Origin of the sequence: Lysinibacillus sp. CNPSo 3705, assembly GCF_028674935.1 — a bacterium.
Classification (GTDB): domain Bacteria; phylum Bacillota; class Bacilli; order Bacillales_A; family Planococcaceae; genus Lysinibacillus.
Genome location: NZ_JAQZSD010000033.1, coordinates 1 through 22342, shown reverse-complemented (window position 1 = coordinate 22342; position 22342 = coordinate 1). Strand labels below are relative to the sequence as shown.

Annotated in this window: 22 protein-coding genes; 7 read left to right on the top strand and 15 right to left on the bottom strand. The window is 37.7% G+C overall.

Features of this window, described 5'->3' with window-relative positions:
* Positions 1-189: 189 nt before the first annotated feature.
* Genes PVA17_RS14885 through PVA17_RS14870 form a run of 4 tightly spaced genes read left to right on the top strand, consistent with a single transcriptional unit; the run spans position 190 to position 2858 of the window.
* Positions 190-564, top strand: coding sequence for a GntR family transcriptional regulator (locus PVA17_RS14885; RefSeq protein ID WP_132362042.1), 375 nt, complete (start codon positions 190-192; stop codon positions 562-564).
* The gene (locus tag PVA17_RS14880) at positions 561-1451 is read left to right on the top strand and encodes an ATP-binding cassette domain-containing protein (protein WP_274068117.1); all 891 of its coding nucleotides are present in this window, start codon (positions 561-563) and stop codon (positions 1449-1451) included. Before PVA17_RS14885 ends, PVA17_RS14880 begins: the two co-directional genes overlap by 4 nt.
* Positions 1435-2163 (top strand): hypothetical protein, encoded by a 729-nt coding sequence (locus tag PVA17_RS14875; protein WP_274068116.1) that lies wholly within the window; start codon positions 1435-1437, stop codon positions 2161-2163. The genes PVA17_RS14880 and PVA17_RS14875 overlap by 17 nt, the downstream gene beginning before the upstream one ends.
* Complete coding sequence (locus PVA17_RS14870) at positions 2160-2858, top strand: hypothetical protein (RefSeq protein ID WP_274068115.1); 699 nt, start codon at positions 2160-2162, stop codon at positions 2856-2858. Before PVA17_RS14875 ends, PVA17_RS14870 begins: the two co-directional genes overlap by 4 nt.
* Positions 2859-2917: 59 nt before the next feature.
* Here PVA17_RS14870 and PVA17_RS14865 read toward each other — a convergent pair whose 3' ends face one another.
* The 9 genes from PVA17_RS14865 to lplA form a co-directional block, all read right to left on the bottom strand.
* Positions 2918-3565, bottom strand: coding sequence for a VTT domain-containing protein (locus PVA17_RS14865; RefSeq protein ID WP_274068127.1), 648 nt, complete (start codon positions 3563-3565; stop codon positions 2918-2920).
* Between the two features lie 597 nt (positions 3566-4162).
* Positions 4163-5710, bottom strand: a complete 1548-nt coding sequence (locus PVA17_RS14860; RefSeq protein ID WP_274068114.1) for a fatty acid--CoA ligase family protein — start codon at positions 5708-5710, stop codon at positions 4163-4165.
* 452 nt (positions 5711-6162) lie between these two features.
* Positions 6163-8097 (bottom strand): FtsX-like permease family protein, encoded by a 1935-nt coding sequence (locus PVA17_RS14855; RefSeq protein WP_274068113.1) that lies wholly within the window; start codon positions 8095-8097, stop codon positions 6163-6165.
* Positions 8069-8845 carry an ABC transporter ATP-binding protein gene (locus PVA17_RS14850; protein ID WP_274068112.1) on the bottom strand — a complete coding sequence of 259 codons (777 nt, stop codon included), beginning with the start codon at positions 8843-8845 and terminating at the stop codon, positions 8069-8071. Before PVA17_RS14850 ends, PVA17_RS14855 begins: the two co-directional genes overlap by 29 nt.
* Positions 8846-8857: 12 nt before the next feature.
* On the bottom strand, positions 8858-9292 hold the full coding sequence (locus PVA17_RS14845) for a hypothetical protein (protein WP_132362058.1): 435 nt from the start codon (positions 9290-9292) through the stop codon (positions 8858-8860).
* Between the two features lie 11 nt (positions 9293-9303).
* Entirely contained in the window at positions 9304-10287 is a 984-nt protein-coding gene (locus PVA17_RS14840) for a sensor histidine kinase (protein WP_132362060.1), read from the bottom strand.
* A complete protein-coding gene (locus PVA17_RS14835; protein WP_132362062.1) occupies positions 10287-10991 on the bottom strand; it encodes a response regulator transcription factor in 705 nt (234 codons plus the stop codon). Before PVA17_RS14835 ends, PVA17_RS14840 begins: the two co-directional genes overlap by 1 nt.
* A gap of 132 nt (positions 10992-11123) precedes the next feature.
* Positions 11124-11366 carry a hypothetical protein gene (locus PVA17_RS14830; RefSeq protein WP_274068111.1) on the bottom strand — a complete coding sequence of 81 codons (243 nt, stop codon included), beginning with the start codon at positions 11364-11366 and terminating at the stop codon, positions 11124-11126.
* A 478-nt stretch (positions 11367-11844) separates the two neighbouring features.
* Positions 11845-12837 (bottom strand): lipoate--protein ligase, encoded by a 993-nt coding sequence (gene lplA / locus PVA17_RS14825; protein WP_274068110.1) that lies wholly within the window; start codon positions 12835-12837, stop codon positions 11845-11847.
* 144 nt (positions 12838-12981) lie between these two features.
* Between lplA and yhfH the strand changes: the two genes are divergently transcribed.
* Complete coding sequence (yhfH, locus tag PVA17_RS14820) at positions 12982-13107, top strand: protein YhfH (protein ID WP_132362068.1); 126 nt, start codon at positions 12982-12984, stop codon at positions 13105-13107.
* 245 nt (positions 13108-13352) lie between these two features.
* Here yhfH and PVA17_RS14815 read toward each other — a convergent pair whose 3' ends face one another.
* From PVA17_RS14815 to PVA17_RS14790, 6 genes are all read right to left on the bottom strand, one after another.
* A complete protein-coding gene (locus PVA17_RS14815) occupies positions 13353-15542 on the bottom strand; it encodes a YhgE/Pip domain-containing protein (protein ID WP_132362070.1) in 2190 nt (729 codons plus the stop codon).
* Between the two features lie 114 nt (positions 15543-15656).
* Positions 15657-16229 carry a TetR/AcrR family transcriptional regulator gene (locus tag PVA17_RS14810; RefSeq protein WP_132362072.1) on the bottom strand — a complete coding sequence of 191 codons (573 nt, stop codon included), beginning with the start codon at positions 16227-16229 and terminating at the stop codon, positions 15657-15659.
* Positions 16230-16366: 137 nt separating this feature from the next.
* Positions 16367-16876 carry a FixH family protein gene (locus PVA17_RS14805; protein ID WP_132362074.1) on the bottom strand — a complete coding sequence of 170 codons (510 nt, stop codon included), beginning with the start codon at positions 16874-16876 and terminating at the stop codon, positions 16367-16369.
* Between the two features lie 3 nt (positions 16877-16879).
* Entirely contained in the window at positions 16880-18268 is a 1389-nt protein-coding gene (locus PVA17_RS14800) for a sensor histidine kinase (protein WP_274068109.1), read from the bottom strand.
* Positions 18265-18948 (bottom strand): response regulator transcription factor, encoded by a 684-nt coding sequence (locus PVA17_RS14795; RefSeq protein ID WP_132362078.1) that lies wholly within the window; start codon positions 18946-18948, stop codon positions 18265-18267. The genes PVA17_RS14800 and PVA17_RS14795 overlap by 4 nt, the downstream gene beginning before the upstream one ends.
* Positions 18945-19913: a YncE family protein gene (locus PVA17_RS14790; RefSeq protein ID WP_274068108.1), complete on the bottom strand. Its 969-nt coding sequence runs from the start codon at positions 19911-19913 to the stop codon at positions 18945-18947. The genes PVA17_RS14795 and PVA17_RS14790 overlap by 4 nt, the downstream gene beginning before the upstream one ends.
* A 191-nt stretch (positions 19914-20104) precedes the next feature.
* Here PVA17_RS14790 and PVA17_RS14785 point away from each other — a divergent pair, with 191 nt between their 5' ends.
* A complete protein-coding gene (locus tag PVA17_RS14785; RefSeq protein WP_142509253.1) occupies positions 20105-21190 on the top strand; it encodes a glycosyltransferase family 2 protein in 1086 nt (361 codons plus the stop codon).
* A gap of 153 nt (positions 21191-21343) precedes the next feature.
* Positions 21344-22342, top strand: a 999-nt coding sequence (locus PVA17_RS14780; protein WP_274068107.1) for a beta strand repeat-containing protein, incomplete at its 3' end; no start/stop codon positions are given.

Sequence of the window (22342 nt, the reverse complement as noted above, 5' to 3'; positions counted from 1 at the left end):
CCCCTAAAAATCCAAACTACATATTTCATTTATTCCTTTTCCAGAGAGATCTTTTTCAATTTCACTTAATCCTTCCGAAATAATTTTTGTCAAAAATTTCATTTCATATTGACATTTTCCAGTTTTCAATATACAGTACATTACAACACTAATGCACTGTGTCACATAGGAATGAAAGGGGGTTTTTCGATGCACGTTCATCTAGATGGTACAACACCAATTTATATTCAAATTGCTGAATGGCTACAGCACGAAATCATCGCAGATCGATTACAGACAGACGCGAAGGTCTATTCACAATACCAGCTAGCTGAATTATTCAATATAAATCCTGCTACAGCTGGTAAAGGGCTGACAATTTTACTTGAAGAGCAACTTTTATATAAAAAACGGGGGTTAGGTATGTTTGTCGCTACGGATGCAAAGGAACGAATTTTATTGAAACGTCGAAACGAAATATTGACGAAAATGGCACAAGAGATCGTATTAGAGGCAAAACGTTTACTTGTATCTGATGAAGAATTGCTAGTGCTTATTCGAAAAACACAGGAGGGATTGGAATGAATATTATTCAATGTGAGGAGCTATCTAAAAGCTTTGGACGTAATGCACTACAGCGCGTAACCTGCGCTATTGATGCAGAGAAAATTATCGGCATTATTGGTCGCAACGGTGCCGGTAAGTCGACACTACTTAATATTTTTGCTGGCTATCTAAAACCTACAACTGGATCATGCAAAGTGTTTAATGAAAATCCCTTTAATAATATTCATACTGCTGCCAATATGATTTATATCGATGATCAATTAAGCTTTTCTGATTATTTGTCACTCGAAGATATTCTAAAGATGGGCGCTGATTTTTATCCTAATTGGCAAAATGAGTTAGCCTATCGCATGCTCGAATATGCAGGTATAGATCTCACAGCAAAGCATCAGCAATTATCTAAAGGTCAATTAGCAACCTTTAACCTTGTTTACGGATTAGTAAGCCGCTGTGCACTGACAATTTTAGACGAACCGATGAATGGTATGGACGAAGTGATTCGTACAGATTTTTACAGGGCGATTTTAAAGGAATACCTAGCCTTTCCACGAACATTTTTAATTACTAGTCACCATCTGCAAGAGATGGAATCTATTTTAGAAGAAATTATATTAATAGATGAAGGCTCTATCATTGCCCACGCACCGTTAGATGAATTTAAGGAACAGCTTATATCACTTAGTGGACCAAGCGATGCACTTGCAGAACTGCTCTCTGAGACGGAAGTATACGCTCAAAAGATTATGGCAGGGATGACCTCAGCAATAATAGATGCTAGTAATTTATTCGTCTCAGAAGAAATACTTCGAGCAAAAGGCATCACGATATCATCCCTTACAGCAAGTGAAGTGTGCAAGTATCTAACAAGTAAAAAAGGAAGTGATATTGATGCAATCTTTGACTAATATTTCATTGAAAACCATTGTTAAAAAACAAGTGAAATGGAAAGCAAAATTATATATTTCTGCCCTTAGTTCCTTAGTTATTGTACAAATCATTTTTGGGCTTTTAACATCTAGCGCAGGAAGTGGGTCTTCTGGTTATGGAGGAGAGAATTTAACTGTTCATTTCTCTAATTACTCACTCGATACATTTCTAATTGTTACAGCAATTTGGGCATTTATTGTAGCACTTCTCTTTACGACAAAAGCGTATCGTATTGATGACTTATCCGTTATTTCTAGTCGAACATCTAGCGCCATTGCCAATATATTTGTCATGATTATTTATAGTTTTATCGCGGTCATCATTATGATTTCTACTTACTATTTACAAGTATTCGGAATTTTATTAGTGGAGAAAAAATCCTTTATAATAGAAGATCTATTTATTTCACCATCAATATTACTATTATGTTTTAGTAGCGTCTGTTTATTTGGCGCAATTGGCTTACTATTAGGCACCAGCTTCAAGGGGCCAGTAGTGATAAAAATACTTGTATCTACTTTGCTGCTGCTTGGCCTTATATTATTTTTTATGTCACCAGAGTCGATAAATGTTAGGTCATTAATAATGTTATCCAATCTTATGATTAGTGTTCTTTATTTGCTTATGGCTCTACTATGCTTTAGCCTCACTATTTGGATTGCTGATAAAGCGGAGGTGACGCGCAAATGACGGCGACTACACTATTCTTTTTTACTACAATACTACTGGTAATTGCTATTTATATACTAGTAAGTAAATTAGGGAAAAAAGCTAAAAATATTTGGACCCCTAAGCGTATTATAATTGGCATTACTAGCTATATCGTACTTGGACTTATCGCCTTCATTTATATTAGTTTTTTTTCAGAATCAAAAATACCAATACTTTCTCCTTCTGAAATTAAACAAGTTGAGAAAAAATCAGATCAAATACAAAAGTACGATCAAGAAAACGATTCTTCTTATTTAACAGAGGAATACAAAAGGGAAACGTGGGAGCTAAGATATGAAGGAGATACATTACCTGTTGTTATAAATGAAGGTGACAGTGGTTCAAGAGTTAATATTCGAGTGCGCTATAATGACAATATGGAATCTGGAAATGCTCTTGTTACCTATTACCAACTTCCTGTCATTATAGAAGGTATTGATCTTTCAAACGAAGTACCGTTACCTAACATATACGTGGCACAAAACCAGCTATTTATTGAATCTCTTGCTAGACAACAAGTAAATTATTTTCGTATAAAAGCAACATTAGGTATTTTAGATATGAATCGTGAGCTAGAACGTGAATCATATGTAATGAGCTATTCCAATCCAAATGTCATTGTTATCGACATTCCACGAAGTACAGTTCTGGAAGACTCCCAAGGTCTTTTTTAGATAGTAAAAAACAAGGACAGTCCGCAGTGATTTTTTATCACATTTAGACTGTCCTTTTTTTATTTTCCACTTGTTTTTGATTTAATAGCACCAATAACAGCTGGTACAACGGAAATTAAAATAATTAATATAAGTACCGTTGAGAAGTTATCTTTAATAATTGGAATATTACCAAAGAAATAACCTAGTAATGTACAGCTGAAGACCCATAACACTGCACCTAAAATATTATACATAATGAAGTAGCCATACTTCATTTTACTAGCCCCTGCAACAAATGGTATGAATGTACGGATGAAAGGCATAAAACGCGCGATGACAATCGTTTTTCCACCGTGTTTATTAAAAAACTTTTCTGCTGCTTCCATACGTTCTTTTTTTACGACCCTACCAAGGAAGCTCTTCGGTGGAATGGATGTCCCTACTTTATGACCAATATGATAGTTCATCGTATCCCCTAAAATGGCAGCCGCTAAAAACACAGGAATTAATATCCACATATTAAATGCGCCCATTGCTGCTGCTAATGTACCACTTGCAAAAAGCAACGAATCACCTGGCAAGAATGGGAAAATTACGACACCTGTTTCAACAAAAACGATTGCAAATAGAACGAAATAACTCAAATTACCAAACTTATGAATGATCTCCTCTAAATGCACATCAATATGCATAATAAAACTAATTAACTCCTTGATGAGTTCTATCATTTTTCCGTATGCTCTCTTTCAATTAAATTTTCTAAAGGTTTTGACGTAGCTAGACACCGAAGGTTCCATTTTCTTTACAGTTATTGCTGTTACTTCTCCCTCACTATATGACAAGCCTTTAAAAAGTATGTAGATTTCACAAGTTTGATTTTATCACTTACAGACATATACACTCAACTTATTTAAAGAAGTGGCCATGCTTTTTTACATTGCTGTAATATTGGCCTAAGGTGAAGCAGTGGGTGTTCCTCGTCCCCCACTAGAGGCACACTAGCTAAAATCTCACATTCTATGCAAACATTTATGTGCTAACGAGCTTTCTCACAGAATACAATTGTGGCCCCTAATCAATTGAACTTTAGGGGCAATTGATCTTCAACTGATACTTACAATTTCATTTCGTATGTGCTAAACTTTTATTATCCATTTGGGTACCCCTTTCGCATGGAGTCGGTTGACCAGACCACCTTCATTGTATGATTGGGGTTTTTTTCTTGTCCATAGCTAAAGGCTTTCCGGAACCCCTCCCCATAGCAAGGGGTTTTCAAAGAATACAAAAAAGCTACTATTTTTTTCAATAGCAGCTACTGTTTCTTATACTTTTTCTTTTAATGTACGACGCAAAATTTTTCCTGTCGTATTTTTCGGTAATTCATCCATAATCTCAATTACTTTAGGAACCTTGTATTTCACCATATGCTTTGCACAGTATGCTAGAAGGTCTTCTGTTGAAGTTGCTTCTGTATCTTTTAAGACAACATATGCATGTACTGCTTCACCTAAGTTAGGGTCTGGGTAACCTACAACTGCCGCTTCAACAATATTATTATGAGCAAAGAGTACTTCTTCAACCTCTCTTGGATAGACATTAAATCCACCTACAATAATCATATCTTTTTTACGGTCAACGATGTAGAAATACCCTTCTTCGTCAACTCTAGCTAAGTCCCCTGTATATAACCAGCCATCACGTATAGCCATCGCTGTTTCTTCGGGTAATTTATAATAGCCCTTCATAACGTTTGGCCCTCGTACGATGAGCTCCCCTACTTCTCCAACGGGCACTTCCTGACCGTTAACATCCACCACCTTATTTTCAACATTGGAAATGGATGTCCCAATAGAACCCGCCTTACGCTCACGGTCCAATGGGTTAAAGCACGTCACTGGTGAAGCTTCTGATAAGCCAAAGCCCTCTGATACACGCACATTAAATTTCTTCTCGAAATTATGTAATAGTGCTACCGGTAAAGACGCGCCACCTGAAATCGCTAAACGTATTGTAGAGAAATCTTCAGGGTTGCTATCAGGTAATTGATACAAGAAGTTATACATAGTTGGCACACCAGCGAAGACGGTTGCCTTTTGTTCCTTCGTTAATTTAAAGATTTCAGTTGGACTAAAACGTGGTACAAGTAAAATCGTTGCTCCACTCAATAAAGGTGCATTGGCGACGACAGTTAATGCAAATACATGGAAAACTGGTAACGTAGCAATAACACGATCATCTGCTTTATAGCCTAAATAATGCGCAACATCTCGTGCATTTGAATAGATATTTCTATGAGTCAGCATTGCCCCCTTCGGAGTACCTGTCGTTCCTGAAGTATATAAAATAATAGCATTATCATCGTCAGCTACTTCTACTGGTTGGAGAGAATCCGATGCACTAGCAATCACTTGTGAAAATAAATGAATTTTTGCCCTTGCTTCTTCGGATAAAGTCATTACTTTTTTAGCAACATCCTCTGTTGTTTCACAAACAACAAATGTTTTTACTTGTGGAAAAGCATGTACACCCATTTCGACTAATGGAAGAAGTGCATCTAGTGCAATAACAGCTTTTACATCACCATTATGCAAAATATACGAAATTTCATCCGGTGTATAAATTGGATTAATCGGAATTGCCGTTGCTCCTAAACGCATTGTTGCATATAACGCAATTAAATAATGTGGTGTATTGCCGAGTAAACACGCCACATGGTCCCCTTTTTCTACCCCTAAATCTTGTAACCCCTTTGCAAAGCGACCTACCGTGTATTCAAACTCACCGTACGTCGTATCTTTCCCCATAAAATGATACGCAATTTTATCCGGTTGCTCTAATGCTTGCTGACGAACACTTGAAACTAAATTCAATTACCCCATCCCCTTATCGTATCAATTTCACCTTGGCGTAATTGAGGTCAGGATTTTAAATTGCGCCTAGGCCTGCACGAGTGCCGACACGATGTCGGTCATTTCGGTAATGCCACAAGGACGTGGCGTTATTACCGATGCAGGTCAGTTAGCTGTTTTCGCAGGATGCGAAGGTTTTAGGCTAACATCGTTTAAGCATTCCTTTGAAAATCCGTGACATCCGCCAGAGGCTTTACCATTATTCAGTAGATGCATAGAAATCCCTTAAAATGGAATCACAGCCGAATCCATCTCACTACCGCAGAGGTAGGAGTCTGCTACTGAATGAAGATAAAATGAATCATTATTCAGTAATATTATATAAGAAACACATCTAAAAGACAACGAAACTTTTTATTTCATGTCATAAATTACGTCAAATAATTCATTTTTTTCTCCATTTCATATTTTGATTACGAACGAATGTGCGAGATGTATCGCCAACGAATCAAATAAAAATAGACTACTTGTATTAAAACAAAAAATCCAAAAGCAAAGACAACTTCTTTGACAATGGAAATATTAGCAATATCCTTCAAAATACCTTGAACCATAAGAAAAGCAAAGGCACTATGCATCATTGCAACACCCCATGGCAAGAAAAATTGTGGGAACAAATGACGATTCACAAGCTTTTTGAGCTCTGTATCTGTTAAGCCCATTCGCTTTAAGACATCGAATTTACGCTTTTCTCTTTCAAGAGAAGTATGCAGTTTAAAGTAAACGAAGCTACCTGCTGCTAATAAAAATACCGTTGCTACTAAAACCCCTACTAAAGTGAATAATGAGTAAGTAGCTAATATATAAGAATAATTTAATCCTGCGTTTTCAAAGTAAAATGGGCTGAATCTATCCTTCTTATAAAAATATTGAGAGGCTTTTAACTCCTCTATGTCCTGGCCGATCTCTTTTGTTTCTATCCACTGAGGGATATAGAAGGTAAATAAATGATAGATTGGCTGCACTACGTTTTTATCAGCAATCGGCTTTCTAAGCTTTCTAAAATCCTCATCACTTATCACTATAGAATTCACACTAACAATAGACCCTGGGAATACTATTTTAGGATATACGCTATCAATTGTTATCGGGATAGAATTTTCCTCTAATACAGTATGCACAACTTTATTTTTTAGTCTTTTTAGAGAATCCTCCGAGTAAGGTATAAACACTGCCTCCCCTGAAGCCAAATCAAGTAAAGGGTAACTATAGGAAGAAAGCAATACATTCATATCCGATTCCCTAAAAACTTCAACCTCATTGTGAGTAAATGAAGATGTTTGCTTAATGACAACAAAGCGCGATAAATGATAGGACAACCCCTTCTCCTCTAATTGAAGTCGTAAAGAGGCGATATGATTTCGCTCAAAGGGATTGTCGACATCTCCCTTATAGACAAGTCCTAATGGATTTAAACGATCATATTGTATTGTGTAGGATGACATCGTCGCTAATACACCGACCGATAAAAAGGCCATTGTTGACACCATCGTTACTACAAAAAACATTTTCACATTGTCCATCATAATATGCGTTTGCTCAGCTAACGAAAGAAGTCGATAGCGTTGCCAATGAAATTTACGTTTGCCTCGTGCTTTATCTAAAAAGCAAGGTAAAGAATCACTGAAAAAATAATATGTTCCAAAGGTCGCTAAAAACGGGATTAATAATGTTAAACCAATCCAAGATGTATTCGATACGATAAACGTTAGTACATATGCTGATAAAATAAGGGTAATACCAAATACTGCACGAATTTTAGAATAGGTTGAAACACTATTTAAATAGTCATTCCCCTTAAGAAGATCGCGTAATTTTCTTTCACGTGTAAAATACACACTAATAAAGGAAATCACTACAAAAGCACTTGTGAAGACACCAATCGTTAGTAAAAATGGCTGCCATGAAACATATAAGGGTAAACTATCTAAATGTAAAATTTCTCGTACAATCATGAAAAAGAATTTTGAAAATGAGAAACCAAATATAATCCCAACAAAAATAGAGCCCGATCCAATAATCATTGTCTCCAAAAAGACAAGCCTATTCATCTGGCGTTTTTCCATTCCTAAATGTAATAAAATTGCAAACTCATGTGATCTAGCCTCTAAAAAAGCACTCATCGAATAATATAAAAAGAATAAGGTAAAAAGAACGAGTACGGTTTCCGCACCTACCATTCCAATTAACGATGCTTCTCCTAAAATCCCTTGTTCAATATCCGGATGAAACATGAGCATTGAATAGATGAAAAACACAGCCACAGAAAAAAAGCTTGCCATGAAAAAGGCACCGTATATACGGCTGTTCCGTACGACATTACGGTAAGCGAATTGTCGAAAGGTCACCTACTTGTCCTCCTCCTAGTAAGCTCAAAACATTTAATATTCGTTGGAAAAACATTTGACGACGATCATCTTTGTAAATTTCATTGAAAAATTCACCATCTTTAATAAATAACACGCGATCGCAGTAACTAGCTGCAATTGGATCATGTGTTACCATTACAATCGTTGTTCGTTTGTCCTGATTAATTTTTGTTAAAAGTTCAAGTACATCACGCGAAGAATTCGAATCCAAATTTCCTGTTGGCTCATCTGCTAAAATGAGACTTGGATTATGAATAAGTGCCCGCCCAATGGCAGTTCTTTGTGCTTGTCCACCTGATATTTCATTTGGGCGTTTATGCAAGAACAAAGTTAAATCGAGCTTTTCCACAATGCTTGCAAGACGCTCCTCCATTACTTCTAATGGTTGTTGATCTAATGTAAGTGGCAGCACAATATTCTCTTCCACTGTCAGCATATGCAAAAGATTAAAATCTTGAAAAACAAAACCAAGCTGTCTTCTTCTAAAGTAAGCTAGCTCAGTTGCTTTTAGCGTATGAGGATTCATGCCATCTAAAATGATTTCTCCACTCGTTGGTTCATCAATCGTAGAAATGATATTCAATAATGTTGTTTTTCCACTTCCTGATGGACCCATGACTGCTAAAAACTCACCTTCCTCAACATCAAAGCTTAGTTGATTTAAGGCACGATGAGTTACTTTGCCTTCATACACTTTTGTCACGTCTTTTATTTGTAAAATAGGCATATCTTGTTCACCTTATTTCTTGTTTAATTCCATAGATTGTGGTAACAGCCATTGCAATACTACCTCAAAGCCAATTTGAAAATGCGGCTCTGTTAATGATTCAGCTAACTGATTACCATCCTCCTCCACTAGACTAAAGCAATGCGACCCAACAATTACATCCCAGGCATCCATTTCACCTTCCATGATTTCTCCACAAACCGTATAATGCCCACTGTACATCACTTGTTCACCTTCTACTGGAAAAGCGTTAAGTAAAGTTGGTTTATGTAAGTCTAGCCCAAGCTTATTCGAAAAATGCATTACTTCTTCATTAAACAAAAGACTAGCTTTACGGAAATTTTTACAGGATAAACAATCACAAACATCGTTTTGCGATTCGTATAATGTCTCTGTTTTTTCTGTCTCTACATGTAAAACCCATTCATCCAAACGTACTTCTATCATTTCCGATCCCCCTAATTCGTAAATGTCACTGTGACAATTGTTCCTTTTCCTACCTCTGATGTAATGTGTAATTCGTGACCGAGTTTTTCACAGATTTCTTTTGCTAAATATAAGCCCATCCCTGTGGATTCCCCAGTTTTACGCCCATTCTCACCAGTAAAAAAGGCTTTAGTGACGCGAGAAAGATCGGAAGTTGGAATACCGATACCTTCATCACGAATGGCTAATTGTACGTAGTCATTCTTTTTAATGGCGGAAATAACTATTTTTTTATTTGATTCAAACGTATATTTAACCGCATTCGTTACAAATTGTCCGAGAATAAAGCGCAGCCATTTTGAATCACTTGCTACGATAATATCATCCTCAATATGAATTTCTGGGAAAACACGCTTTGTAATAAATAAACGTTTATTTTCATTTACAGTTGCAGTCACAATCGTTTTTAAAGCAACCTGTTCTACTTGCATATCCTCTTCAAAATTTTCTAATCGTGCATTCACTAACACCATATCTAGGCCTCTTCGCAAACGGTCAATTTCCTCCTGCACATTCTTTTTATCGAGAGGACGTTCATCCTGCAATAAAAGCTCAATAACAGAAATGGGCGTTTTCATCTGATGCACCCATTGATTAATAAACTGATCATGCCGTTTTTGGCCTGCATATAATGTTTGAAGCTCATGCTTATATAGTCGATATAGTTCATGCATATATTTCTCAACCTGTATAGCCTCAGGTGTTTTAGCATTTTTTTGCAACACATCCTCCATTGTTTGAGGCAGCAGTGATATTTTTAATAAATAACGTTGTCGCATTAAATAACGGATCAGTAAAAACGAGGCTAATAACACTAAACTAATACAGAAGGAATAAATAGCAGTATCAACATTGCGAAAGCCGTCCAACCAATATAAAACCATGATGAAGCCGACTAATATGATCTGGAATACAATGAACGATGCGTAATCACGCAAAAATAATTTCCAGCCCACTACAACTCACCTGCACTTAAAATAAAGCGATAGCCTGCTCCACGTACAGTTTCTATAGTAGACGCAATATGATAATCAGCTAACTTTTTCCGTACTCGTGTCATATTGACGTTCAACGTATTCTCATCGACAAATGCCTGATCGTCCCAAAGCTCTTCTAACAGTTGCTCACGTGTTACTACTTTTGGGGCATTTCCCATTAACAGTTCTAAAATGATACATTCTTTTTTCTGCAGTGGAATTTCTAAATTATTTTTATGAAGCTCCATTCTTTCTAAATGAAGAATAAGCTGTCCTTGTTTAATTGTCCGCTCCTCTTGTCTTGCTGCGTATTCACCATATGTACGACGCAAGTGACTGCGGATTTTAGCCAGTACAATTTCATAATTAAATGGCTTCGTAATGAAATCGTCGCCCCCATTTTCAAGCGCAAAAATTTGATCCATTTCGCCAGAACGAGCGGAAATGAAAATAATTGGACAAGTTGTATGTTGACGTAGCTGGCGACACCAATAGTAGCCATCGTACGAAGGTAAATTTATATCAAGCAACACCATATGTGGATTAAATGCTGTAAATTCTTCAACGAGATGATCAAATTCTTTGATCGTTTCAACTTCGTATTGATATTTTCTAAGCGTTTCTGCAAGCAATGACGCAATCTTTACATCATCTTCGACAATAAATATTCGATGCTTCTCCATACCAACACTCCTTTCTATCTTATATTGTATCAAAAAAAGGTTCGATGACATAACTGTCAGCGAACCTTTTGTAGCAAAAGTTAACCCGAATTATTAGCTAGAGATATTTGTCTCAAAATGCCTTTGCCTCAATTAGGGGCATCCCCTTAACGTGGGTGTTAATCTCCGTTCCGACTCGGCGCTTTCTGAGTGCGTTCGTGTGCCGCGTTCTTTGGCTTTTCTATCCGTCGATTCGTTTTCCTTCCGTCGTTCTCGCACTTCTATCCGTCGCTCTGTCACTTCTATCCGTCGCTCTGTCACTTCTATCCGTCGCTTCAGCTCTTTCATCCGTCGCTTTCCAGTTAAGTCCTTAATATTGCGTAAAATTCTATACAATGTTCTTCAACTTTGACTTTAGTTTTGTCAAATTGTCCAGCTTATGTTGGAATTCGCCGCTAAAAGTGTGAGTTGCGCCGCTAAACAAAGGAAGAACGCTGCTAAAACACGAAATTCCGCCGCTAACTAAGCAAGGATCGCCGCTAAAACACGAAATTCCGCCGCTAACCAGGCAAGGATCGCCGCTAAAACACACATCCGTCCATCACAGGATGTAATGCCTTTAGCCTTCGTTTCTCTATCGCTAATTTCCAATGAGTCACCAAGCCGCATGATACGTGTCATCTACCTTTGTTTATCGAAACACTTTTACGTTTTATCGCCCAACTTTTGAATTTTATCGACTAATTTTTACGTTTTATCGCCCAAATTTTAATTTTTATCGATATCCAAAAAGGATTCATACACAAAATTGTGTGTGAATCCTTTTACTTTTTTATGTCAAACTCGAATCCTCAATTTTCTACGCAAGCTTTTCTTAATAAATTAATTGTAAAAACTCTTCTGTCGTAATTCCACCAAAGTATGTTGGTATATCAATATTTGTTAACGCCTCAGCAATTGCAGTTCGATCATAGTTTGTCCCAACTAATCGTTGTTCAACATCTGCCATGTCGCCAACGCCGAAGAAATCACCAAAAATATGCGCTTCTTCAATAATTCCGTGTTTCACCTCTAAGCGAATATCAATGCCTCCTGTTGGGAAACGATGTGTTTTTTGAATGTTAAAGCGTGGTGATTTTCCATAGTTCCATTCCCACGTTTGATAACGCTCAGCGGATAGCTTATGGATATTTGCCCAATCTTCCTCCGTTAACTCATAATAGCGAATCTTTTCTTCACCACCGAAAATGGATTTTAATATTTCTAGGCGGAATTCTTCGACTGTCATCTTGTCCTTTAAGAACTCCGAAATATTAGCTACTCGTGAACGGATCGATTTAATGCCCTTTGATTCAATTTTGTCTTTTTTCACCTTTAATGCGGATACAACAGCATCAATTTCTGTATCAAACATTAAAGTACCATGGCTAAACATACGACCCTTTGTAGAAAACTGTGCGTTACCAGAAACTTTACGCCCTTCTGCTAAAATGTCGTTACGGCCAGAAAGCTCAGCTTGAACGCCCATTTTTGCAAGTGCTTCTACAACAGGCTGCGTAAACTTTTTGTAATTCATAAAGCTATCGCCGTCGTCTTTCGTGATAAAGCTGAAGTTAAGATTCCCTAAATCATGATACACCGCGCCCCCACCAGAAAGACGTCGCACAACGATAATGCCATTATCCTCTACATAATCAGTATTAATCTCTTCTATAGTATTTTGGTTTTTACCAATGATGATTGAAGGCTGATTAATGTAAAAAAGTAGCACTGGCTCCTTCTCAACATCCATTGTTTTTAATAAATACTCCTCAATGGCAAGGTTAATGCGTGGGTCATGAATCCCTTTATTATCAACGAATATCATAAATTTCGTTTCCTCCTTCACAAAATATCCATATTTATTTTATCGTAAATTAGGCATTTTGTGTTGACGAAAAGCATCTGTTATAATACACTATAAAATATCAAAACAGTAATAGTACAGATGAATTTAAAGGAGGAGTCCACAATGTTAGAAAATGTAGTTGAATTTTTCAAGAACCTACCTGCAAAGCAATGCACAGAATGCGGTGAAAAAATTGAAGAACAAAGTGAATGCTACAGCAACACTTGTGAAAACTGTAACCACCTATAAGCATTTGCCTATTCTGTAAAGTCGTGATATACGTGCCCCACACGTACTAATAATGACAACCCTCATCATATTTTGATGAACCCTTAATTAAATCTCTTACACTTACAAAACAGCAGCTGATACGCTCATATCAGCTGCTGTTTTTTGTGTAAAGTTCTTCTCTCCAACCTTCCTCTCCCTATTTAAAGCAATCATTCAACAAAAAAACACCCACCAATATTGGTGGGTGCAAAAAATTCCTATTTTTAGTTTTCTTCAGCTACTTTTGAGTAACGTTTTGTGTGTAGTAACATGAAATAACCGAAAGTAATAGCTAATAATACTACTAGGAAACCTGCTAGAACTCCGTAGTTTTGCATTAAGAATGATGTATCACCAGTTGAGATACTTGCTTTAAATGCTGAAACAGTATATGTCATTGGTAATAGTTTATTAAATACTTGTAATGGTGATGGGATTAACTCAAGTGGGAATGTACCCGCGCTTGTTGTAAGTTGTAAAATTAATACAACAATCGCCATGAAGCGTCCTGGATCACCGAAAATAGATACTAACATTTGAATTAAAGCTAAGAAAACATAACTTGTTAATAATGCTGTTAGGAAGAAGTAACCAAAATTGTTTACTTCAAGGCCTAAGCCCCATTTTACAATAACCACTGTTAATATAGTTTGAATTAAGCCGACTATTGCTAAAACTGAAGCTTTACTTGCAAACCAAGCTGCTCCATTTTTTGGACGAATTGCTGGTTCCACAAGTGGGAATACGATCGAGATTAATAACGCACCAACGAATAAACCAAGAGAAATAAAGTATGGTGAGAAACCTGTTCCATAGTTAGGTACATGGTTAACAGATTCTTTATCAACCTCTACTGGGCTACCTACCATATCATATGTGTCTTTACTTGCATGAACTTCTTTTGCTTTTTCACTTGCTTCACCTAGTTTGCTAGATAAAGTTGATGTACCATCTACAAGTTCAGTAGTACCATCAGCAAGCGTTTTAGAACCTTCTGCTAATTCACCAGATTTAGAGGCAAGTGTTGATGTACCTTGATTCAATGTTGTTGAACCACTTGCTAGCTCATTTAAACCTGAAGCCAATGTTTTAGAACCTGTTACGGCTGTCTTAACACCAGCATTTAATTCACCTAATTTTTGAGCAAGTGTTGCATTACCAGCTTGAAGACCTTTTGCTCCTTCGATTAATGCACCACTTTTTGATGTTAATGCATTAGCGCCTGCTAACACTTGTGATTGACCTGCTGCAATTTGCGATGCACCAGAACTTAATTGATTAGCACCCGCTTGTAATTGACCTGTACCAGCAGTTAAAGAACCTAAACCATTATGCACGCTTGCACTTCCTGCTTGTAGCTCTGCTAATGTTTGTTTTAATACTGCCGCTTGCTCTTCAGGCAATGAAGCCATCATGCCTTGTAATTGATTAGATAAAGCTGTGATGCCTTCTGCTACTTTTGCAGAACCCGCTGTTAATTGGCCTGCTGCACCATTTAATTTACCGGCATTATCAGCGATTGAAGCTGCGCCTGCACTAATTTGTTTTTGTTTATCGCTAAGTGTAGCTAAACCTGCTTGAACTTGCGCTACACCTTGTGTATATTGTGATACACCTTGCGAAAGACTTGATGCTCCTGTTGCTGCTTGCTGTGCACCCTTTTGTAACTGTACTGTACCGTCTTGTAATTTTACTAGACCAGTAGATAAGTCATTTGCACCTTTTGCAGCATCTCCAGCACCTTTAGTAATTTTATCTGCACCATTTGACAATTCAACTGTACTAGATGCTAATTTCTCAAGATAACCTTTTAAATCTTTTGCACCATTGGCTAAAGTTTTAGCACCTTCATCTAGCTTACTTGAGCCATCTGCAGCCTCTGTAAAGCCATCTCCAAGTGTTGTAATTGAATCAAATAATTTTTCTGCATAAGTAGCAGAAACTTTTGAATTCACTTCAGCACGTACACGGTCCATTGCTGTTTCACCAATTTGTGCACCAAGGAAGTTTAATCCTTCATTCGGAATATAATTCATAACTAGTTTAGATGGTTTGTCATCTAATAACGTAGTTGCATGCTCTGAGAAATTTGTTGGAATTTCTAGAATCATATAATAGTCTCGACCATGTAAGCCTTTTTCAGCTTCTTCTTTGGAAACGTCAATAAACTTAAACTCGTTACTATCGACAAGCTTATCGACTAATTCTTTCCCTAGATCTAATTTAACCCCTTCCATTTCTGCGCCCTTATCTTCATTGACAACAGCTACTGGTAAATTAGGCAGGCCTTCATACGGATCCCAGAACGCCCATAAGAACATGCCTGCGTACATCACCGGGATAAATAATACAGCGATTATTGAAACAAGCATTTTTCTTGTTTTTAAGATTTTAAGCCACTCAGCTTTAATCATAAGTTTTCTTCACTCCTATAATATTTGACCGAAAACGTCAGTCGGTCATTTTTATTCAAAAAAAAACCTAAATCCTCAATAGACTGTCATTGATTCACCTTTAGCTCAGCTGAATCAAGTTAGAATTAGCCCACGGAAGATTGTTTCCTTGAAAAGATTTAATATCTTTTCTTCAGGAATAATGTCGCCATGTAGCTCATGCCAATCAACGACAAATGCTAGATACGCCTTTAACAACAGAAAGCTGACTAATTCTGCATCACAATCTCTAATTTCGCCTTTATCGATACGTCTTTGAATTAATTCTGTAACGTAGGATAAAATTTCAGTCTCAATGCGAACTAAAGCTTGTTTAACTACTGGCGTTCGTAGCTCTTTTTCTTCCTCTAATAACTTCGCAAATAAAAGATGTTTTTCACGGAACTGTAGCATTTTCATTAAAGCATTATGCGCATTGTCCATAAAGCTAGCGGATGCATCCAACACTACATCTGCTTCTGCTTGCATCTCTCGTACAAGTGACATAGCTATCTCTTGAAATAAAATTTCTTTATTTGCAAAGAATGTGTAAATCGTCCCTTTACCGACGTTAGCGATTTTAGCCACTTGCTCCATTGTTGTTGCCTTGTAACCAAACAATGTAAAGGATTTTGCAGCTGCTTCAAGAATTTCCTGCCTACGATCCATTAATAACATCCTTTCTTGTTATGTTATGTACATGCCTTTGTACACGAAAATGATAATGACCAGAAAACCATTCCGGTCATCTGGTCATTATCATATTCCTATTTTAAAAATAATGCAAGCATTAATTGTGATTTTTTTCACTTTTTTTCATGATCACTATGCTCAGAAGTATCATTACCGTGATTCATCATGTTATGATCCATACTATTGTTATTTGCTTTTTCATCCTCTGGTAAAACTTTTGTCATATCAGGGCTGCCAGCAGTAATTTGTTGCTTCGGCATAGTATGGACGCCATTAGCAGTTGTATGAGCATACATATAATATACCCCATCGTGGTCAAATGTAGTCGTCGCTTTATAAACGCCATCTTTCTCTAATTCACCGTCAATCATTTGCGATTGATCACGTTTACCAGATTCCCAAACCTCAAATTGTAAAACTGCATTATCTACTTTTTGGCCACCTTGTACAACTTGCGCCGCAAGATCAATTGTTTCATTGATCGCTACTTCTTTCGGTGTTAAAATTTCAACTTCTGGTATTGGAGCTACTTCAGGCTCTGGTAGAGCTGCTGACTCTTTCTTTTCTCCGCAACCTACTAATAATGCAGGTACTGCTACTAATGCCAATAACCATTTTTTCATGTTTTATTCCTCCATTAACGGCAATGTGATTTTTACAACTGTGCCTTTTTCAACTTCACTTTCAATCTCAATCTTGCCATGTAACTGCTTCAACAATTGTTCAACAATTGACAAACCTAGTCCACTACCACCATCTGCTCGGCTCCGCGCTTTGTTCACACGATAAAAACGCTCGGTTACATGCGATAAATCCTCTTGAGGAATACCCATTCCATAATCCTTAATGATAATTTGTGCTCGAGCATCTTTCTCTAAGGCAGTAATTTCAACCTTTGACTGTTCATACGAGTAGTTAATGGCATTTTCAATAATATTAATAAAAATTTGTTTCAGCTTTACTTCATCCGCTTTGATGATTAAGGCATCATCAGCATCTAAATGGAGTACAATGTTCTTCTTCTCTGCCTGATGAGTTAATATTTTTTGAACCTCACGTAATGTTTCGGCAAGAGGAATTGGATATAAAGTAATTTCTGCTTGTTCATTTTCCATACGAGCAAGTTGAAGTAATTCATTCGTTAAACGTTCCATACGATTTGCCTCACGTACAATGAGCTGGATCGTTTCCTCTTTTTGATGTTCTGGGATAATACCTTTTTGCATCGCTTCGCTATAGCCTTTTACATAGCTAATAGGTGTCCGTAATTCATGTGAAACAGTCGCCAAAAACGTCTTTTGAGCCTCATCCTCTTGTTGGATCGCCTCTGCCATTTGATTAAAGGTGCTCGATAGCCTTCCGATTTCATCTTTCGAATGAACTGGCACACGCGTTCCATAGTTTCCGTATGACATTTGCTCAACAGCTCTTTGTAAATTACTTAACGGTCGCATAATATGTCGAATTCCTTTATAAATTAAATAGCTGATGACAAGTAAAAATATAAAGGCGCTGACAAATAAGAAAATGACTTCATTATTCGCTAACTCACTAATTTTTGCTAGAGGGAAGTATATATAAATAATTCCTTCGAGCCTATTTTGATCCACTAGCGGAAGTACTACAGAAATTAGCTGTCTATCAAATCGGGGTTCATATCCAATTTTTTGTACATATTCACCCGCAAGTAATTGCTGTCGCTCTTCTGGACCAATTAATGTTTCGAAATCTATATCAAACGGCACACAGGCACTTAGTTCTCGCGGATTTCTTACTGCAAAAATATTCAAATTCGAATAATTAGCATAATGTTCAATTTCTGCAATAAATTCATCTGTTACCTTACTACCGGTATACATCGTTTGTAGCTTTGTCCCTACTTCTACCATCATCTCTTCTGTGTCTTCTACATAAAGTCTTTCATATAAATAATCTGTCAGGACATACATAAAGACAACGGTAATGATCAAAAATGCAAAGATTAATAGCCAAATGCGTGTTGAAATTTTTTTCATTCGCCAGGATCAAAGCGATAGCCCACTCCCCAGACGGTTTGAATATGCCCCGCCGCTTCCTTTCCAAGCTTTAGACGTAAGGTTTTTATATGAGTGTCAACCGTTCTTGTTCCCCCTACATAATCGATATCCCAAATGCGTTCTAGTAATTGCTCCCTCGTATAAGCATTTCCAGGATTATTCATAAATAAATGTAATAGTTCAAATTCCTTCAACGTAAGTGGAACACTCTTTCCATCTACAGATACCTTGCGTGCTATCTCATCTATTTTAATAGGTCCTAATATCACATATTTTTGCTGCAAGTCTTCAATATTAGTACCACTTCTTCTTAGCACTGCATGAATCCGCGCAACTAGTTCGTCATTTGTAAAGGGTTTTACAATATAATCATCTCCGCCAATTGTTAAGCCTTTTACCTTATCCTCATTTGCATCACGTGCTGTCAGGAAAATAATTGGTATATTCGACATCGCACGTATACTTTGACAAACCGCAAAGCCATCTTCGTGCGGCATCATCACATCAAGTAGAACTAAATCAATATTTTCGCGTACAATCATATCGTAGGCTTCTGTACCACTTGCTGCAGTTACGGTCTCAATTTTTGCATTATGGAGCATCATTTCTATTAAATTACGCATATCTTGCTCATCATCAACAATTAATACAGTTGTCACATTTTTTCCTCCCTCACTAACAATTGAAAAGCACCTTTCCCCACATCAACTGTTTTTTTCACCTGACCTTCTTTTATAAAATACAAAGTATGGTCATCATAACCAGCGACAACAATATAATCTTTAAACTGATTTACGACAAACGGATTAGCTCCTACCTCTTGCTGCCATTTCACATTTCCATCAAAGTCAGCAACATATAATGCATTACGACCATGACTAACAACGAGAACAGCATCCTTTGTTTTGGTTAATCCAACAGGCATTAAAGGCATTGCTATCTCCCCTTGTTTGACGCCTGTTATAAGATCATATTTTTTAACAGAGCTATTCGGTTTACTTCCTTCTCCATGGCCACCAATCCATAGTTCATTTTTCTCTTCAAGAATTGCTATTCCATGTGATGATTTTTGAATCGGCCACTCTTGTTCAATTTCTAGATTCTCAATATTTAACACCGATAATTTCGTATCTTTATAATTAATCACATATAGCTTATCTTTATAGGCGGCCATTGACATAGGATAATTACCAAGCTTCTGTGTTGCCAGTTCATTGCCCTCTTCATCAAAGCTTGTCACTGTATTCGTTTTGCTATTCGTCATAAAAAACTGTTTTCTATTTTCAGCATAATACGCATTCGTTGAGCCAAGCTGTACTTTTTTGGAATAGAGCTTCTTTCCAGTTGATAATGTATAGATGTCAATTTCATTTAATTGATGACCATACAATAACAGACGATCATTTCCGAGGAGAATTGCCCCCGAGTAAGCTTTATCTAATAACCATGTTGCTTTCACATTACCTTGTTCATCGATAAAATCTAGAGAAGGCTCTTGTATATTTAAGGATGCAATAAAATTCTGATCGCGTTCAATAGGCTCAAACGATTTCTCCGTACACCCTACTAGCAATACTAGCTGTACTAAAGAAAAAATGAAAATTGCCCATTTTTTCAACATCATCACCTCTGTTTCTTAACTATACTTCACAATTGTGAAATTCACGTGAAACTTGAGAGATAAATTTATGACAAAGAAAACAAGCAAATTACACAATTATTATTATGTAATGCTACATATACGAGCATTTATCCAATCCAAAAATTATAGTAGCACATATACTACATAGATTATGGTAAGGAGGAATCAACTTTATGGTATCCATTAGCTTATGTATGATTGTGAAAAATGAAGAAGCTGTCATCGGTAGATGTCTAACATCTGTAAAAGACTTAGTCGATGAGATTAATATCATCGATACCGGCTCTACCGACAATACAAAGCAAATTGTTAAAGAGTTTACAGATCGTATTTTTGATTTTGAGTGGATTCATCATTTTGCAGCTGCAAGAAATTTTTCATTCCAACAAGCAACAAAGGAGTACATTTTATGGCTAGATGCAGATGACGTATTATTAGAGGAGGATCAGGAAAAATTTAAAGCACTAAAAGAATCCCTGACTCTTGATATAGACGCCGTTTCAATGAATTATAATTTAAGCTTTGATAATGAAGGAAATGTAAGTTCTCTATTAAGAAGATATCGCTTAGTAAGAAGAGATAAACAATTCCAATGGATAGGCGCCGTACACGAATATTTAGAAGTAGGTGGAAAACTATTGGATAGTAATGTCGCTGTCAGTCATTTACCACTTAGTCACGATCATTCCCGAAATATTAATATCTATAAGCAATTAGTTGACTCAGGCGAACCGCTCTCTCCACGAGATACTTTTTATTACGCAAATGAATTACTAGATCACGGACAATTTGAGGACGCAATATTTTACTATGAAACGTTTTTAACTTCAAAATTAGGCTGGGTAGAAGACAATATTACAGCCTGTTTCAAATTAGCAGACTGTTATTCTCATTTAAATGATCCCGAAAATAATTTGAGTTCCATTCTAAGAAGCTTTGAATACGATATTCCACGTCCTGAAGCGTGTTGTAGACTTGGTTTTCTTTTTATGGAACAGGCCAAAACCTATGAAGCAATCTTTTGGTATGAACAAGCACTTAACATCAAACAAAATCCTAACGCCCCTTTTCAAAATAAAACCTTTACAACATGGTTACCCCACTTACAACTATGTGTCCTCTTTGATCGGTTACAACAATATGAACTTGCCAACGCACATAATGAATTAGCCAGATCCTTTTTACCAAATGACGAAAAAATACTACACAATAAAAAATATTTTGAGCGTATTTTAAATAAAGAAAATGAAACATCATAAATATCTTCTATATTAATGGGTTGTTAGTAAACCGTGATTAAAAAATACTTTCGTCGCTATTGATATTTTTAGAATAACCAATGAGTTAACTGTCTATTTCACCTCCGCCCTCTATGAATACGCTATTTGAGAGAGGAGGTGAAACAATGCAATTTGGAAAATTTAAAGAGAGAGTTTGCAGTCAATGTAATACATTCCCATGTTGTTGTAATCCTTGTGCTCCAAGCTGTCCTGTTTGGCCTATTAAACCTGGAAGAACTGGGGCTACTGGGGCTACTGGGGCTACCGGTGCTACTGGCTCTACTGGCTCTACTGGCTCTACTGGGGCTACCGGCGTTACTGGCTCTACTGGCTCTGCTGGCGTTACTGGGGCTACCGGTTCTACTGGGGCTACCGGTTCTACTGGGGCTACCGGCTCCACTGGTTCTACTGGAGCTACGGGTTCTACTGGGGCTGCTGGCGTTACTGGGGCTACGTTCTACTGGGGCTACCGGCGTTACTGGCTCCACTGGGGCTACGGGTTCTACTGGGGCTACCGGCGTTACTGGCTCCACTGGGGCTACGGGTTCTGCTGGCGTTACTGGCTCTACTGGGGCTACTGGGGCTACGGGTTCTGCTGGCGTTACTGGCTTTACTGGTTCTACTGGGGCTACGGGTGTGACTGGCTCTACTGGCGCTACAGGTTCTGCTGGCGTTACTGGCTCTACGGGGGCTACCGGCGTTACTGGCTCCACTGGGGCCACGGGTTCTACTGGGGCTACCGGCGTTACTGGCTCCACTGGGGCTACGGGTTCTACTGGGGCTACCGGCGTTACTGGCTCCACTGGGGCTACGGGTGTGACTGGCTCTACTGGCGCTACGGGTTCTGCTGGCGTTACTGGGGCTACTGGAGCTACGGGTTCTACTGGGGCTGCTGGCGTTACTGGCTCTACTGGCGCTACGGGTTCTACTGGGGCTACGGGTTCTACTGGGGCTACCGGCGTGACTGGCTCTACTGGCGCTACGGGTTCTGCTGGTGCGACTGGCGCTACAGGTTCTACTGGGGCTACTGGGGCTACTGGCATTACTGGCGCTACTGGCATTACTGGCGCTACTGGCATTACCGGCGCTACTGGCATTACCGGCGCTACTGGCATTACTGGCGCTACTGGC

What these genes read in the sequence shown, in the direction of transcription:
- PVA17_RS14885 (WP_132362042.1), top strand. Translation starts at nt 190, where the DNA reads ATGCACGTTCATCTAGATGGTACAACACCAATTTATATTCAAATTGCT.
- PVA17_RS14880 (WP_274068117.1), top strand. Translation starts at nt 561, where the DNA reads ATGAATATTATTCAATGTGAGGAGCTATCTAAAAGCTTTGGACGTAAT.
- PVA17_RS14875 (WP_274068116.1), top strand. Translation starts at nt 1,435, where the DNA reads ATGCAATCTTTGACTAATATTTCATTGAAAACCATTGTTAAAAAACAA.
- PVA17_RS14870 (WP_274068115.1), top strand. Translation starts at nt 2,160, where the DNA reads ATGACGGCGACTACACTATTCTTTTTTACTACAATACTACTGGTAATT.
- PVA17_RS14850 (WP_274068112.1), bottom strand. Translation starts at nt 8,845, where the DNA reads ATGCCTATTTTACAAATAAAAGACGTGACAAAAGTGTATGAAGGCAAA.
- PVA17_RS14845 (WP_132362058.1), bottom strand. Translation starts at nt 9,292, where the DNA reads ATGATAGAAGTACGTTTGGATGAATGGGTTTTACATGTAGAGACAGAA.
- PVA17_RS14835 (WP_132362062.1), bottom strand. Translation starts at nt 10,991, where the DNA reads ATGGAGAAGCATCGAATATTTATTGTCGAAGATGATGTAAAGATTGCG.
- lplA (WP_274068110.1), bottom strand. Translation starts at nt 12,837, where the DNA reads ATGATATTCGTTGATAATAAAGGGATTCATGACCCACGCATTAACCTT.
- yhfH (WP_132362068.1), top strand. Translation starts at nt 12,982, where the DNA reads ATGTTAGAAAATGTAGTTGAATTTTTCAAGAACCTACCTGCAAAGCAA.
- PVA17_RS14815 (WP_132362070.1), bottom strand. Translation starts at nt 15,542, where the DNA reads ATGATTAAAGCTGAGTGGCTTAAAATCTTAAAAACAAGAAAAATGCTT.
- PVA17_RS14810 (WP_132362072.1), bottom strand. Translation starts at nt 16,229, where the DNA reads ATGGATCGTAGGCAGGAAATTCTTGAAGCAGCTGCAAAATCCTTTACA.
- PVA17_RS14805 (WP_132362074.1), bottom strand. Translation starts at nt 16,876, where the DNA reads ATGAAAAAATGGTTATTGGCATTAGTAGCAGTACCTGCATTATTAGTA.
- PVA17_RS14800 (WP_274068109.1), bottom strand. Translation starts at nt 18,268, where the DNA reads ATGAAAAAAATTTCAACACGCATTTGGCTATTAATCTTTGCATTTTTG.
- PVA17_RS14790 (WP_274068108.1), bottom strand. Translation starts at nt 19,913, where the DNA reads ATGATGTTGAAAAAATGGGCAATTTTCATTTTTTCTTTAGTACAGCTA.
- PVA17_RS14785 (WP_142509253.1), top strand. Translation starts at nt 20,105, where the DNA reads ATGGTATCCATTAGCTTATGTATGATTGTGAAAAATGAAGAAGCTGTC.